Origin of the sequence: Streptomyces spinoverrucosus, from assembly GCF_015712165.1 — a bacterium.
In the GTDB taxonomy this organism is placed as follows: domain Bacteria; phylum Actinomycetota; class Actinomycetes; order Streptomycetales; family Streptomycetaceae; genus Streptomyces; species Streptomyces spinoverrucosus_A.
Genome location: NZ_JADPZX010000001.1, coordinates 1,150,579 through 1,164,610 on the forward strand (window position 1 = coordinate 1,150,579; position 14,032 = coordinate 1,164,610).

Below are 14,032 nucleotides of genomic sequence, written 5' to 3' on the forward strand. Positions count from 1 at the left end.
TACGGGTTTCCACCGTGCGGCGCCCGACACGCGGAGATCGTCCTGGAGTGCCGGGCGCCGCTTGTCTAGTCGGTGGCGGTGGGCCGGCGGGCCGCCGCCATCGCGTCCCGTACGTCGCTCAGCGGGCGCAGCCGGTAGGTGTAGGCGTAGTCGCGGTCGGCGAACAGCTTGTACTCGTCGTGGGTGTGCGCGCCCCAGCTGTCGTCGCCGCCCACGCCCATCTGCCGGTGGTTCACCCGCAGCACCACCGCGTCCCGGGGAGTGAGCTGGTAGTCGTGGCGCACGCCGGACGACAGGTCCTCCGGCGTGAAGTGCGAGGCGTTGAGCTCCACCAGCGGCTCCCCGCAGACCAGCAGTCCGGCACCGTCGCGCCCGGTCAGCGCGGCCCAGCGCACGTCGGTCCGGTTGCCGTTCTCCTGCGGGCGGATGTACGGCGTCCACTGGTCGGCGACGGTTGCCGAGTACACGCCGACGTCGGTGCCGTTGTCGCGGTCCCAGTAGTTCTCCTCGGGACCGCGGCCGTAGTAGTGCAGCCGGTCGAGGCGCCGCGGCAGGAACAGCAGCGTGCCGACCTCCGGTAGGTACGGCAGGTTCGCCGCCCCCGGGTGCAGGGTGTGGTCGACCTTGATCTCACCGTTGCCGAACACCGTGTAGGTGGTGGTGTACGTCGACTCGGTGGTCGTGGGCAGGGTGCCGCCGACCTTGATCTCGACGGCCCGGTCGAGCAGGGCGCGCACACTGACACCGGTCACCTCGCGCAGGGCGCCGGCGTCCCGCCAGGTCTGGTTGCGGGTGTGCTGGCCGTTGCCCTTGTCGTTGTCGGTGGGCGCCCGCCAGAAGTTCGGCACGGGCCCGGAGGTGATCAGACGGGTGCCTGCCGCCTCGTACGAGGTGATGACTCCGCTGCTCTTGTCGACGGTGACGGAGAAACCCTTCCCCGTGACGGTGACGGACGCCTCCGCGTCGTCGTACGTGAGCGCCGGGACGCGCTCCAGAGGTACCGGTGTCACAGCCGGGCTGCCCGCGTCGACGGGCAGCTGCTGCCCTGCGACCTCGAAGCCTGCCTTCGCCCACTTCGTGGCTTCCTTGGTGGTGAAGGACAGCCGGAGGAAGTACTCGGCGCCCGGCGCGGGGTTGCCCGGCCGTCGTACCGGGAGCGTGATGTCCTTGCTCGACAGTGGCGGTACGTCGAGCTGGTCGCGGGTGAGTCTGCCGCGCTGCACGGCCTTGCCGTCGGCGACGAGGGTCCAAGTGGCGTCGTATGCGCGCAGGTTGGTGAACAGGTTCTCGTTGGTGAGGGTGACCGCGCCCCAGCCGGTGCCGGGCGTGACGTTGATCGTCTGGTAGACGTGCTTGACCTCGGTCGCCTTGCCGGTGAGCCCGCGGTCGGCGGTCACGATGCCGTCCGCGACGAAGTTGCCGTCGTTGGGGTTGTCGCCCCAGTCGCCGCCGTAGGCGAGGAACGTCTTCTCCCGCGGTTTCTTCTCGTCGAACCCGACCGTGGCCGCGTCGAACCAGAACCGCACCCCGTCGTCGCCGGGACCCCGGCTGTCGGAGGCCAGCTCACCGGCGCTCAGCGCGCGGGCGTACACGCGCGCCCGGCGTATGGTGCCGCTGAACTCGCGGGTCCAGTTGTCGACGTCGGTGGCGAGCGCGAGGGGCGCGGTGTTGCTGCCGGGCCGGCGTGTGGTGGTCCGGGTGGCGCGGGCGACGCCGTCGACGTAGAGGGTCAGGGTGCCGGTGTCGGCGTCGAAGACGCCCGCGATGTGGTGCTCGGTGCCGGTCCAGCCCTCCGCCGGCAGCGCCCAACTCGCGGTGATCCACTGGCCGCCGCCGTGGATGAAGAACTCCAGGTTCCGGTTGGTCTGTTTCAGCGCGTACTGGGTGTCGCCCTTGGCGAGGATGGGCTGGTGGTAGCCGGTGACGTGCGGGGTGACCCAGGCCTCCAGGGTCAGGGAGCCGGTGAGGTCGAGGGAGGGGTCGCGGGCGAAGACGGTGCCGCCGAAGACGCCCTTGGCACGGTCGAAGGTGCCGCCGGGCGCGAGGATCTCGCCCTTGAGCTTGCCCGGCCCGCTCTCCGTCAGCGTCTTCCGTGTCGGGGTGGGCCAGTTGAGCGACTGGTCGACGAAGTCCCAGATCCAGCCGCCCTGGAGGACGTCGTGACGGCGGATGACGTCCCAGTACTTCCTGAAGTTGCCGTTCGAGTTCCCCATCGCGTGCGAGTACTCGATCATCACGTACGGTCGGGTGTCCGCGGTGTCCCTGGCGCGGGCCTCGACGCGTGCGGGACTCTCGTACATCTCCGAGCGGATGTCGCTGACCTGGGGCCGGTCGTCGCCCTCGTACTGGATGACGCGGGTCGGGTCGTAGGAACGTATCCAGTCATGCATGGCGACGAAGGTGCTGCCGCCGCCCGCCTCGTTGCCCAGCGACCAGACGACCACCGAGGCGTGGTTCTTGTCCCGGTGGACCATGTTCTGCGCGCGGGCCACGCACGCTCTGCTCCAGTCGGCGTGGTTGCCCGGGTACTGGCCGCGTATGCCGTGGGTCTCGACGTTGGCCTCGTCGACCAGGTACAGGCCGTACTCGTCGGCGAGTTCGTACCACAGCGGGTTGTTGGGGTAGTGCGAGGTGCGGACGGAGTTGATGTTCATCCGCTTGATGATCCCGATGTCCTGGACCATGTCGGCGCGGGTGAGCGCGGTGCCGCGCTCGGGGTGCATCTCGTGCCGGTTGGTGCCCCGGAAGGAGACGGGCCGGCCGTTGATGCGCATCAGCCCGTCCTTGAGCGCGAACTCGCGGAAGCCGACCCGGTGCGAGAGCGTTTCGATCACCTTGCCGGCCGGGTCGCGCAGTCGCAGGACGGCGGTGTAGAGGTTCGGGTGCTCGGCCGACCAGAGCCGGGGCGCGGGCACGGCCTTGGCCGACTGGACGGTGGCGTCCTCACCGATCCCCGTGACGTCGACGGCCTGCTCCAGCGGTCGGGACCACACGGGGTGACCGCGCTCGTCGTACAGCTGGGTCTCCACCGTGTACCGTCCGGCGCCACCGTCGCCGTACGCCCGCACACTCGCGGTCACCGACAGCTCGGCCGCCGTGTAGTCGTCGCTCAGCGGGGTGTCCAGCTTGAAGTCGCGCAGGTGGACGACCGGCGTGGAGTACAGGTACACCGAGCGGAAGATGCCGCTCAGCCGGATCATGTCCTGGTCCTCCAGCCAGTCCCCGTCGGAGTAGCGGTAGACCTCGACCGCGATCTGATTGGTGCCGGGCTTGAGGTACGAGGTGATGTCGTACTCGGCGGGGGTGTACGAGTCCTCGTGATAGCCGACCAACTCCCCGTTGATCCACACGTAGTGCGCGGACTTGACCCCCTCGAAGTGCAGGAACGTCCGCCGTCCCGACCAGGTTCGCGGGACCGTGAAGGTGCGTCGGTACTGGCCGACGGGGTTGTAACGGGTCGGCGCGGCCGGTGGCTGCGGCTCCTCGCCCAGGCCGTTGGGGCCCCACCACGGGTAGGTGATGTTGACGTAGATCGGGAAGTCGTAGCCGTGCAGTTGCCAGGCGGAGGGGACGGGGATGGTGTCCCAGGATCTGTCGTCGACGTCGGTGCGGTGGAAGTCGGTGTCCCGGTCGGCGGGGCGGTCGGCGTAGGCGAACTTCCAGGTGCCGTCGAGGCTCAGCCGGTACGGCGAGCGGGTGCGGTCGGCGGCCAGGGCCTGCCGTACGTCCGCGTACGGCATGAGCGTGGTGTGCGGGGGCTCGGTGCCCAGCCGGAACAGGTCGATGGTGCCGTTCCACTCCGGCGGTCCGTCCGCCGTGGCGCCGCGCGGGGCGGCGTACGCGGCGACGGGCGACGAGGACAGGGCGAGCGCGCCGAGGGCGGCGGCGCCTGCCTCCAGGAGTCGGCGGCGGCTGACGACGGGCCGGTCGGCGGGAGAGGGGTGCGGGTGCGGCATGACCGTGTCCTTCCTCGGGACGAGCAGTGCGCTGCACGAACTGAGGGCGGGTCACCTCACGGTGACGGAGCAGCCGTTGCCGTCGTGGGGGAACGCGACTCGTGAGGACGGTGTCGGCTGCTGCGCCCGGATCACCCTAGGACTTCGAACACAACCAAGCAATTGCCCCGTCGGGATTTGTGGGTTCCTGATGGGCAGGCCTCATGGCCGGAATTTGTGGGTTCCTGATGGGCGGGCGTCATGACCGGGCCGGTGCCTTGACGTCCGCCGGGGGTTGCGGCTGGCGGGGGACCGAGCCGTAGCGCCGGGTGCGGCCGGCGTACTGCTCGATGGCGCGCCACAGGTCGCGGCGGTCGATGTCCGGCCAGCAGGTGTCGACGAAGACCAGTTCGGCGTAGGCGGCCTGCCAGGGCAGGAAGTTGGAGACGCGCTGGTCGCCGCCGGTGCGCAGGAGCAGGTCGACGTCGGGCAGTTCGGGGACGTGCAAGTACTGGGCGAGGAGGTGCTCGGAGATCTGGCTGGGCTCGACCTTCCCGGCGAGAGCATCCTCGGTCAGTTGCCGGGCGGCGAAGGTGAGTTCGGCGCGGCCGCCGTAGTTGACGCAGGCGGTCAGGGTGAGGCCGGTGCAGTGGCGGGTGGCCTGCTCGACCTCGGTGAGGGTCTCGCGGACGTCGGCGGGCAGTCCGCCGGGCAGGCCCGCCCAGCGCACGCGGATGTCCAGGGGAAGGCTGTCGTCGAGCAGGCGCTGGACGCAGGCCGGGATCTCGTACATGAGGGCCTGGATCTCGTCGGCGGGGCGTTTCCAGTTCTCGGTGGAGAACATGTACAGCGTCAGATTCTCCAGGCCGATCTCGACGGCACCGTGGACGACGTCCGTGACGGCGTTGGCGCCCGCCCGATGGCCCTCGGTGCGGGGCAGGCCACGGGCGGTGGCCCAGCGGCCGTTGCCGTCCATGATGATCGCGACATGGCGGGGCATCGCCTCGGCGGGCAACCGGGGCGGGCGCACGCCGGACGGGTGCGGGGTCGGCCGGGTGATCGGCTGCTGTCGGGCGGCGTACGTGCGGACCTTCTCGGTCAGGCCTTCGACGCGCGCGGGTGTGGGGAGCGGGGCGGGCCGCACGGGCAGGGGGAACAGGCTCCAGGCGATGGCCGCCTTGGCGCGGGCCGGGGCGAGAACGCGGTGGACGTCGCGGCGGCGCAGGCGCGGGGTGGTGTGCAGGAGGGTGGTGTGGGCGGCCTTCACGCGGAGCAGGCGCAGCCGGTAGAGGTCGGCGTAGGCGGTGAGCGCGGTGCTGATGGCGGGGTGCAGGGCGGGCAGGGCGGGGAGGTGCCGGAAGCCCGCGGTGGCCCGGTCGGTGAGGTGGTCGACCATGCGGGCGAAGGCCGGGGTGTGCCGGCGTTCCAGCAGGTCGGTGCGGCTTACCTCGGCCTCGTCGAGGGCCTCGTCGGGAAGCGGGACGTGGCCGCGGGTCAGGTCGTCGGCGAGGTCGACCAGGGCGTCGGTGAGGTAGAGGGCGTCGACGACCTGCTGCCAGGCCTCCTCGACGCCGGGCAGGCCCGCGGCGAGCACCTCGGGTTCGAAGGGCACGCCCGTCGCCCTCATCACCAGGGACGCGGTGCGCAGCACGAGCGGGGTGTTGATCAGGCGGTTGTAGCGCTGCCACTCCCGCCAGGTCGCGAACCGGCGTCCGGCGGTGTCCTGGCGCAGCTGCTCGAAGAGGGTGTGCAGGAAGGCGGGCTGGAGGTTCCAGGTCAGCAGCGTGTGGATCAGGGCCTGGCGGACGGGGTCGGTGCTGTGGCCCTGACGGAGGTCCTCCTCGCAGGCCGTGATCCACGCGTCGAGGCGGTGCGGTGCGTCGGTGTCGTGGGGGTCCGCGTCGGCGAGGTCGTCGACGGTGCGGACCGCGCCGTACAGGGCCCATGCGGCGAGCCGCAGGGGTGGGGGCAGGAGCAGGGAGAGGGGGTATTCGATCTCGCCGGTACGGCGGGTGGCGCGGCGGCAGGCCTGATAGCCGCGGCGGAGGGAGGGGGTGTGGGCGCCGCCGCGGTGGTAGACGGTGCCGAGGAAGGGGTGGGGGGTGGGCGGCGTATACGACATGGGGGTGGGCGACGTGGGGGTGGCGGGCGTGGGCGAGGTGGTCGGCATCAGCTGGTCGCTCCTTCGCCGCCGGGGGCCGGGACCCAGGCCAGGGCCAGGGCGCTGCCGACGGCCGTGAGCAGGAAGCCGACCAGCAGACCGCCGAGGTTGGCTGCGATCAGGCTGATCAGGGACAGTACGGCCGCCAGGACGCCGGCGAAGTGCCGCAGCGCCGGGTTCAGCCAGGTCGTGGCGCCCGCTACGACGAGCAGGGCGCCGAGCGCCCACGAGTACGCCCCCGCCGTACCGGTGAACCGGAGGAAGCCCAGGCCGGCCCAGGAGACGCCGATGAGTTCCAGGCCGCCGAGTCCGAGCAGCAGCCCGGCGAGGAAGGGGCGGTGTCCGCGCCAGTGACGCCAGCGCGATCCGACGTCGGTCACGACGCCTCCTTCGCGTGCCGCCCGCGGCAGCCACCGGAGCCGCGGTCCACGGCGATGTCGACGCCACTGGCAGTGATCGTGCCGGCCGTGAAGGCGTGCGGCCGGGTGGTCACCCCGCGCCCGGTGACCTTCTCCGCGCCAACCGAGAACAGTCCGGTCGGGCTCTTCGGCGACGTCTGCGGTGTGTCGAGGTGAGCGCCGGAGAGGGTGACGGACTCGGCGGTGGCCATGGCCGACTCGACCGTCAGTCCGTCGGCCGACGCGCGCTCGATGCGTACCGTCACCGTGACCGCGCCGACGACGGGCAGCTGTGCGGTGGACGTGGTGCAGGCGTCCGTGACCTCGCCCTTCTCGACCCGGGTGACCAGGGCGGGCAGCAGACCGCCCCGGCCCGACGCGCCGGGCGCGGCCGTCACGTTCGAGCCGGAGACGTGGGCCGCGTGCACGGTGATCGGCACCTGCCCGGCGAACGCCACCGACACCAGCCCGGCCGCGCTGCCTGCCAGCAGCACCGAGGCGCCGACCAGCAGCGGCGTCAGCGCAACGACGAAGCGCAGTCCGCTCGTTCGCCCCGCACGGGGGCGGTCGGCCGGCCGGTGGCGCCACCGTGGCCGGGTCGGGGCAGGGGATGTCCTCGGGTCGGGCTCGTCAATGTCGATCACGAGGGGCCCAACGAGCCCTGCTCCAGGAGGTGTCGCAGTCCGTCCCCATAAGCTGACGTGACGTTCTTCGCACCGGTTCGTTCACCGTGCGATGCCGAGCCGAGCGACCAACCCGCACTCACCGCTGGCGAGTTCCTTCGACCAGTGGGCGTTCCTGCTGGTGTTCCCGCGGGCCATCCTGCTCCAGGTGGCGCACCCCGCGGTGAGCGCCGGCGTGGAACAGCACTCCGTCTACCGCACGGACCTCTGGCGGCGCGGACACCGGACACTGCTCCATCTCCAGCGCCTGGCCCACGCCGACCCGTCCGACGGTGAGCGCCTCGGCCGTGAACTGCGGCGACGGCATCGCACGGTGCAGGGCACCGACGCGCACGGACGGCCGTACCACGCGCTGCGCCCCGAGCTGTTCCTGTGGGTCCACGCCACCTACCTCGACAGCGTGTTCACGCTGCGGGAGCTGAGCGGGAGGCCGCTGGGCGCCGACGAACGTGCGCGGTTGTACGGCCAGTGGTATCGCGTGGGCCGCTGCCTGGGCCTGCGGGACGCCGATCTGCCGCCCGACCTGGACGCGTTCAGGTCCTATTTCGACGCCGCCCTGACCACCCTGGAACGCACGGCGACCGTCGAGGCCCTCCTCGGGCCGGTCCCGCTGACTCCCCCACAGCCGCTGGCCGACTCCCCCGTCGCCACCGCCTGTTGGCAGGCCGTCGGGCGGGCCCTGTTCCCGCACCTGACCCGCCTGACCGTGGCCCTGCTGCCACCGAAGGCGCTCACCGCTCTCGACCTTCCTCCGGCGCACCAAGGCCATCTCCGCCTGGCGCGCGGCCTGGTCCGCACGTTGAACGTCCTCCCCGGTCGGCTTCGCCTTCGACTTCGGCTTCGGCTTCGCTGAGCCCGGGTCAGCCCACCTGCCGCGCGAACGCCTCGTACGCCTGCTCGTCGAAGAGCACGAACATGACCTCCTCGACCGACGTCCGCGTGGCCCGTACCGTCTCGACCGCGATGCGTGCGGCGTCGTCCATCGGCCAGCCGAAGACGCCCGCGGAGACGGCGGGGAACGCGACGGTCCGGGCGCCCAACTCGTCGGCGACGCGCAGGGATTCCCGGTAGCAGGAGGCCAGCAGCTCGGAGCGGTCCTCCTGCGGGGAGTGGACGGGCCCCACGGTGTGGATCACCCACCGCGCGTCCAGTTCGCCCGCCGTCGTGGCGACCGCCTGGCCGGTCGGCAGGCCCTTGCCGTACTTCGAGGCCCGCAGCTTGCGGCAGTCCTCCAGGATCGCGGGGCCGCCACGCCGGTGAATGGCGCCGTCCACACCTCCGCCGCCCAACAGCGAGGAGTTGGCCGCGTTGACGATCGCGTCGGCGCTCTGCTCGGTGATGTCGCCCTGGACGAGCGTGATGGTGGGGGCCATGCCTGCCTCACCGGTGGTCATGTCTGCCTCAGCCTCCTCCACACGGCCTTCGCCGCGTTGTGCCCCGACATGCCGTGTACGCCCGGTCCCGGCGGGGTGGCCGAGGAGCAGATGTACACGGCCGGGTGCGGGGTGCTGTACGGGAACAGGGACAGTTTGGGGCGCAGCAGTGTCTGGAGTCCGCTGACCGCGCCGGAGGCGATGTCGCCGCCGACGTAGTTGGCGTTGCGGGCGGACAGTTCGGGTGGTCCGGCAGTCGCGCGGGCGAGGACGCGGTCGCGGAATCCCGGGGCGAAACGCTCCAGTTGGCGTTCGATGATGTCGGTGAGGTCGCCGGTCCAGCCGCTGGGGACATGGCCGTACACCCAGAAGACCTGCTTGCCGTCGGGGGCTCGGGTGGGATCGACGACGCTGGGCTGCACGGTGATGAGGAACGGCCGTTCGGGCGCCCGGCCGAGGCGGGACGCCTCGCGCAGCGCGGTGCCGATCTCCGCGCTGCTGCCGCCGATCTGCACGGTCCCGGCCCGGCGCGGCTCCTCGGCGGCCCACGGCACCGGGCCGTCCAGCGCGTAGTCGACCTTGAAGACGCCGGGGCCGTACCGGTACCCCTCGTAGTAGCGGCCGAAGCCCGCGATGCGGGCCAGGGCCGTGGGTGAGGTGTCGAAGACGTACGCGCGGGCGGGCGGCAGGTCGTCGAGGCGCTTGACCTCGTAGTCGGTGTGGATCGTGCCGCCGAGGTCCTTCAGGTACGCGGCGAGCGCGTCCGAGATGGACTGGGAGCCGCCACGGGCCACGGGCCAGCCCCGGGCGTGCGCGGCCAGGGCGAAGACCAGGCCGATCCCGCCGGTGGCGAAGCCGGTGAGCGGGGCCATCACATGGGCGACGAGACCGGCGAAGAGGGTCTTGGCGGGTTCGTCGCGGAAGCGGCGGGTGAGCCAGGTGGACGGGGGCAGGCCGACCAGGCCGAAGCGGGCGAGGGTCACCGGGTCACGGGGCAGCGCGGTGAGCGGCAGGGACATGAAGTCGCGGGCGAGCGTGTCCCAGTGGGGCAGGAAGGGCTCCACCAGCCTGCGGTACGCCCCCGCGTCGCGCGGTCCGAGGGAGGCGGCCGTCTCGCCGACCGAGCGGGACAGGATCGCGGCGGTGCCGTCGGGGAAGGGGTGGGCCATGGGCAGGTCGGCGTGCAGCCACTGAAGGCCGTAGCGGTCCAGGGGGAGGGCTCGGAACGCCGGGGAGTTGATGCCCAGGGGGTGGGCCGCGGAGCACGGGTCGTGGCGGAAGCCGGGGAGCGTGAGCTCCTGGGTGCGGGCGCCGCCACCGATCGCGTCCCGGGCCTCGAACACCGCCACGGAGAAGCCGCGACGGGCCAGCTCCACTGCGGCGGTCAGCCCGTTCGGCCCCGCACCCACCACGACCGCATCGAGCATTGACGGCACCTTCGGACTCCTTCGTCAGCCGATGGCCACTGAAGGATCAGGATATGCCGGGGGACTGACACTCCCCCGCGACGGGTGTCCCTGACAATGAACCGAGGCTCAGACCCCCGAGGCCAGCAGCCCCGCAACCCGGCGGGCCGTGGCCGCGTCGCGGGCGGCGGTGAACGGCAGCGTGTTGCCGCCCGTGATGCGGAACGGCTCGCCCGTACGGGTCAGGTGGGTGCCGCCCGCCTCCTCGACGAGCAGCAGGCCCGCCGCGTGGTCCCAGGCGGCCTCCCAGGAGAACGCCGTGGCGTCCGACTCGCCCCGGGCGACGGCGAGATACTCCAGGCCGGCCGAGCCGCACTCGCGCGGGGCGACACCGTCCGTCCACAGGCCGAGCAGCGCGCGCTTCTCCTCGTCGGTCGTGTAGTCCGGGTGGGAGGTGGCGATCCGCAGGTCGCGGCCCGGCGTGGGCGGGCCGGCGAACAGTCGCTCGCCGTCGAGGAAGGCGCCCTGGCCGCGGACGGCCGTGGCCAGCTGGTCGCGGGCGGCGGCGTACGTCCACGAGGCCAGCACGACACCGTGGCGGGCCAGTGCGACCAGGGTGCAGAAGCCGTCGTCGCCGTGCACGAACTGGCGGGTGCCGTCGACGGGGTCGACGATCCAGACCGGGGCGTCGCCGCGTATCGCGTCGTACGACGCCGGGTTGGCGTGCACCGCTTCCTCGCCGACCACCACGGAGCCGGGCAGCAGCGCGCCGAGCGCCTCGGTGAGGTGCCGCTCGGCCAGCCGGTCGGCGTCCGTCACCAGGTCGTGCGGGCCGCTCTTCTGGTCGACCTCGTGCTCGGCCAGCTGCCGGAAGCGCGGCATGATCTCGGCCGCGGCCGCCTTGCGCACCGCTTCTTCCACGTCGGCCGAGTGACGTGCGAGAAACTCGTCGATGGTTTCCATCTCTTCGAACATGGCTCCATGAGAGCACGCGGCACTGACAATCCCCGCCCGGCGAGTGCACTCCGGGTGGAATCGGGATGAACTCCCAGGTACTCGACTACGCGCGGTCAGCGCCCGACCGCGTACCCCTGCATCCCGCGCGGATTCGCCGCGGCCGACAGCACGCCCGTCTCCGGGTCCCGCGCCACCGCGCACAGCCGCCCTTCCGACCAGTCGTCACCCACCGTGACGTCGTGACCGCGCCGCCGGAGCCCCTCGACCACCGCCGGGGGCATCCGGCCCTCGACCGTCACGCTCCCCGGACGCATCCCGCGCGGGTAGAAGGAACCGGGGAAGCTGTCGTTGTGCCAGTTCGGGGCGTCGATCGCGCCCTGCAGGTCGAGTCCGCCGCGGACCGGGGAGCGCAGGGCTACCGTCAGGAAGAAGTGCAGCTGCCACTGGTCCTGCTGGTCCCCGCCGGGCGTGCCGAACGCCATCACCGGCACCCCGTCACGCAGCGCGATCGACGGGGTGAGCGTGGTCCTGGGCCGGCGACCCGGCGTGAGCGAGTTCGGCAGCCCCTCTTCCAGCCAGGTCATCTGCAACCGCGTACCGAGCGGAAAGCCCAGCTCGGGCACGACGGGGTTGGACTGCAGCCAGCCCCCGCTGGGCGTGGCGGCGATCATGTTGCCCCACCGGTCGACGACGTCCAGGTGACAGGTGTCGCCGCGGGTGGCGCCGGCGGCGGAGACGTCGGGTTCGCCGGGCACCGGGGAGGTCGGGCGCTTGGCGACGGTCGGCTCCCCCACCCCCATCGGGTTGAAGCCGGGTTCCTCGGTGGCCACCACGCGCGCGTGTGCGCACAGTCGCGGCGTACGCCCGCCCGGGCTGCCCGGCCGCAGCTCGTACGACGCCCGGTCGCCGACGAGGCCGCGCCGCTCCGCGTTGTACGGCGCCGACAGCAGGTCGTCGAGCGGCACCTCGTCCGCGTCCCCGTACCAGGCCTCCCGGTCGGCCATGGCGAGCTTGCAGCCCTCGATCAGCTGATGGACGTAGTCCGCGGAGCCGTACTCCGGCAGCTCGGGCGGCAGCAGGGCCAGCTGCTGGAGCAGCACCGGGCCCTGGCTCCAGGGCCCGGCCTTGCACACGGTCCAGCCGTTCCAGTCGTACGTCGCCGGCGCCTCGTAGGTCGCGGACCAGCCGGCGAGGTCGGCGGCCGTGAGGGTGCCGGTGTGGTGCTCGCCGCTGGTGTCCAGCGTGGGGCGCCCCGCCTGCCGTACCAGCGCCTCGGCGACGAACCCGGTGCGCCAGACGTCCCGCGCCGCCTCGATCTGCGCCTCCCGGTCCCCCGCCCCGGCGACCTCGGCGAGCAGCCGCTTCCAGGTGGCGGCGAGGGCGGGGTTGCGCAGCAGTTCGCCGGGGCGCGGGGCCCTGCCGCCCGGCAGGTACACCTCCGCCGACGAGGTCCACTCCGTCTCGAACAGCTCACGCACGGTCTCGACGGTCTCGCCGACGCGCTCCACGGGCGCGTGCCCGTGCTCGGCGTACCCGATGGCGTACTTCAGGACGTCGGCGAGCGGCTTCGTGCCGTGGTCGCGCAGCAGCAGCATCCAGGCGTCGAAGGCGCCCGGGACGGCGGCGGCGAGTGGCCCGGTGCCGGGGACGAGGTCGAGGCCGAGCCCCTGGTAGTGGGCGACGCTCGCTCCGGCGGGCGCCACGCCCTGCCCGCACAGCACCCGCACCTCGCCGCCGGCGGGCGCGATCAGGATCGGCACCTCGCCGGCGGGCCCGTTGAGGTGCGGCTCGACGACATGCAGCACGAACGCCCCGGCCACCGCCGCGTCGTAGGCGTTGCCACCGTCCTCCAGCACGGCCATCGCTGACTGCGAGGCGAGCCAGTGGGTGGACGACACCATGCCGTAGGTGCCCTGAAGGGTGGGGCGGGTCGTGAACATCGGGCCTCTCACCTCGTCTTTGCCGCACATCGGTCGGATCGATCGGCGCCCAGGATCGGCCCCGCGGAGAATCTGGGGAGTTCGGGCCGGAGCCCTCCTCCGTCCACTCCCCCAGCAGGCTATCGATCGCCCCGCGCCCCTTCTTCCCCGCCTCCGGCGGGCCACCCGGACCGGGAGGCGCCCCACCGCCCTCGCCGTGGCCCGCGAATTCGGGCTGCGTCACACCGCCTTGGGCATCGCCGAAGGCCCTGACTCACGGCCCGGCCGGGCGATAGAGTCCAGATGTGTGTTGATCTTCCGGGCGGCAGCCGCGTGCAGCCGCGGACGGTGCAGGGCGGCCCGTCACGGGGTCGCCCCAGCAGGCGTACCCCTCATCCCCCACCGGAGATCCACACCATGACTGCTCAGCAGCCCCTCACCTACGACGCGTTCGTCGAACTCGCCGCCGCTGATTCAGCCGTCGTCGGCCTCGTCCTCAAGGGATCCCAGGCCCACGACGGCATGATCACCCCGTACTCCGACCACGACCTGTACGTGGTCGTCGCCGACGACGCCAGAACCGATCTGACCCGGTTCTCGGGCCACCGCAGCGCCGAGCTCGACCTCGTCATCGTCACTCTCACCGAGTTCCGTGGGGCCGGGATGCCCTGTTGGGAACGCTACGCCCTCGCCCGTGCCCGGATCGTGCTCGACCGACTCGACGGAGGCATCGCCCGCATCCTTGCCGACCGGGCTCGGCTGGACGCCGATGAGGCGTTCCGGGACTCCGGCGGATGGCTCGACGCCTACACCAACTCCCTCTACCGCTCCGTCAAGAACCACCGAGACGGCCGGGCCCTTGCCGCTCGCCTCGACGCGGCCGACAGCATGCGGTTCCTGCTCGAGCTGCTCTTCGCTCTCGACCGTCGCCCCCGCCCCTACAACAAGTACCTGGAGTGGGAGCTCGCCCGGCACCCGCTGCCGGGCTGGGACACCGACGTACTGCTCCGCTCCGTGGACCGCATCTCGGCCACGGGTGACGTAGCCCTGCAACGGCACCTCTTCACCCTTGTCGAGGCGGCGGCCCGAGAGGCCGGACACGACGAGGTGCTGGACGCATGGGGCGACGACCTTGACCTTGTGCGACCGCGATAGGCCGCCATCCAGGCCCTGAACGGACGGACGCTCGGGTGGGCGGGC

General features: G+C 72.1%; 10 protein-coding genes. 2 read left to right on the top strand and 8 right to left on the bottom strand.

What is annotated here, in order from left to right; translation table 11 throughout:
- Nucleotides 1-65: 65 nt before the first annotated feature.
- From I2W78_RS05285 to I2W78_RS05300, 4 genes are all read right to left on the bottom strand, one after another.
- Entirely contained in the window at nt 66-3,956 is a 3,891-nt protein-coding gene (locus I2W78_RS05285; RefSeq protein ID WP_196457397.1) for a glycoside hydrolase family 2 TIM barrel-domain containing protein, read from the bottom strand.
- A gap of 238 nt (nt 3,957-4,194) precedes the next feature.
- Nucleotides 4,195-6,105: a polyprenyl diphosphate synthase gene (gene uppS / locus I2W78_RS05290; RefSeq protein ID WP_196457399.1), complete on the bottom strand. Its 1,911-nt coding sequence runs from the start codon at nt 6,103-6,105 to the stop codon at nt 4,195-4,197.
- Nucleotides 6,105-6,476 carry a DUF6114 domain-containing protein gene (locus I2W78_RS05295; RefSeq protein WP_196457401.1) on the bottom strand — a complete coding sequence of 124 codons (372 nt, stop codon included), beginning with the start codon at nt 6,474-6,476 and terminating at the stop codon, nt 6,105-6,107. The genes uppS and I2W78_RS05295 overlap by 1 nt, the downstream gene beginning before the upstream one ends.
- Nucleotides 6,473-7,138, bottom strand: a complete 666-nt coding sequence (locus tag I2W78_RS05300; RefSeq protein ID WP_196457403.1) for a DUF6230 family protein — start codon at nt 7,136-7,138, stop codon at nt 6,473-6,475. The genes I2W78_RS05295 and I2W78_RS05300 overlap by 4 nt, the downstream gene beginning before the upstream one ends.
- 91 nt (nt 7,139-7,229) lie before the next feature.
- Between I2W78_RS05300 and I2W78_RS05305 the strand changes: the two genes are divergently transcribed.
- On the top strand, nt 7,230-8,030 hold the full coding sequence (locus I2W78_RS05305; RefSeq protein WP_196457405.1) for an oxygenase MpaB family protein: 801 nt from the start codon (nt 7,230-7,232) through the stop codon (nt 8,028-8,030).
- Nucleotides 8,031-8,037: 7 nt separating this feature from the next.
- Here the strand turns inward: I2W78_RS05305 and I2W78_RS05310 are convergent, their stop codons facing one another.
- The 4 genes from I2W78_RS05310 to I2W78_RS05325 form a co-directional block, all read right to left on the bottom strand.
- Nucleotides 8,038-8,550 (bottom strand): O-acetyl-ADP-ribose deacetylase, encoded by a 513-nt coding sequence (locus I2W78_RS05310; protein WP_196464427.1) that lies wholly within the window; start codon nt 8,548-8,550, stop codon nt 8,038-8,040.
- A 17-nt stretch (nt 8,551-8,567) separates the two neighbouring features.
- Nucleotides 8,568-9,977: a phytoene desaturase family protein gene (locus tag I2W78_RS05315; RefSeq protein ID WP_196457407.1), complete on the bottom strand. Its 1,410-nt coding sequence runs from the start codon at nt 9,975-9,977 to the stop codon at nt 8,568-8,570.
- Nucleotides 9,978-10,085: 108 nt separating this feature from the next.
- A complete protein-coding gene (locus tag I2W78_RS05320; RefSeq protein WP_196457409.1) occupies nt 10,086-10,931 on the bottom strand; it encodes an inositol monophosphatase family protein in 846 nt (281 codons plus the stop codon).
- A 95-nt stretch (nt 10,932-11,026) separates the two neighbouring features.
- Nucleotides 11,027-12,853 (bottom strand): gamma-glutamyltransferase family protein, encoded by a 1,827-nt coding sequence (locus I2W78_RS05325; RefSeq protein WP_196457411.1) that lies wholly within the window; start codon nt 12,851-12,853, stop codon nt 11,027-11,029.
- A 396-nt stretch (nt 12,854-13,249) separates the two neighbouring features.
- On the opposite strand from I2W78_RS05325, the gene I2W78_RS05330 reads away from it, so the two are divergent.
- Nucleotides 13,250-13,987 carry a hypothetical protein gene (locus tag I2W78_RS05330; protein ID WP_196457413.1) on the top strand — a complete coding sequence of 246 codons (738 nt, stop codon included), beginning with the start codon at nt 13,250-13,252 and terminating at the stop codon, nt 13,985-13,987.
- Nucleotides 13,988-14,032 lie beyond the last annotated feature (45 nt).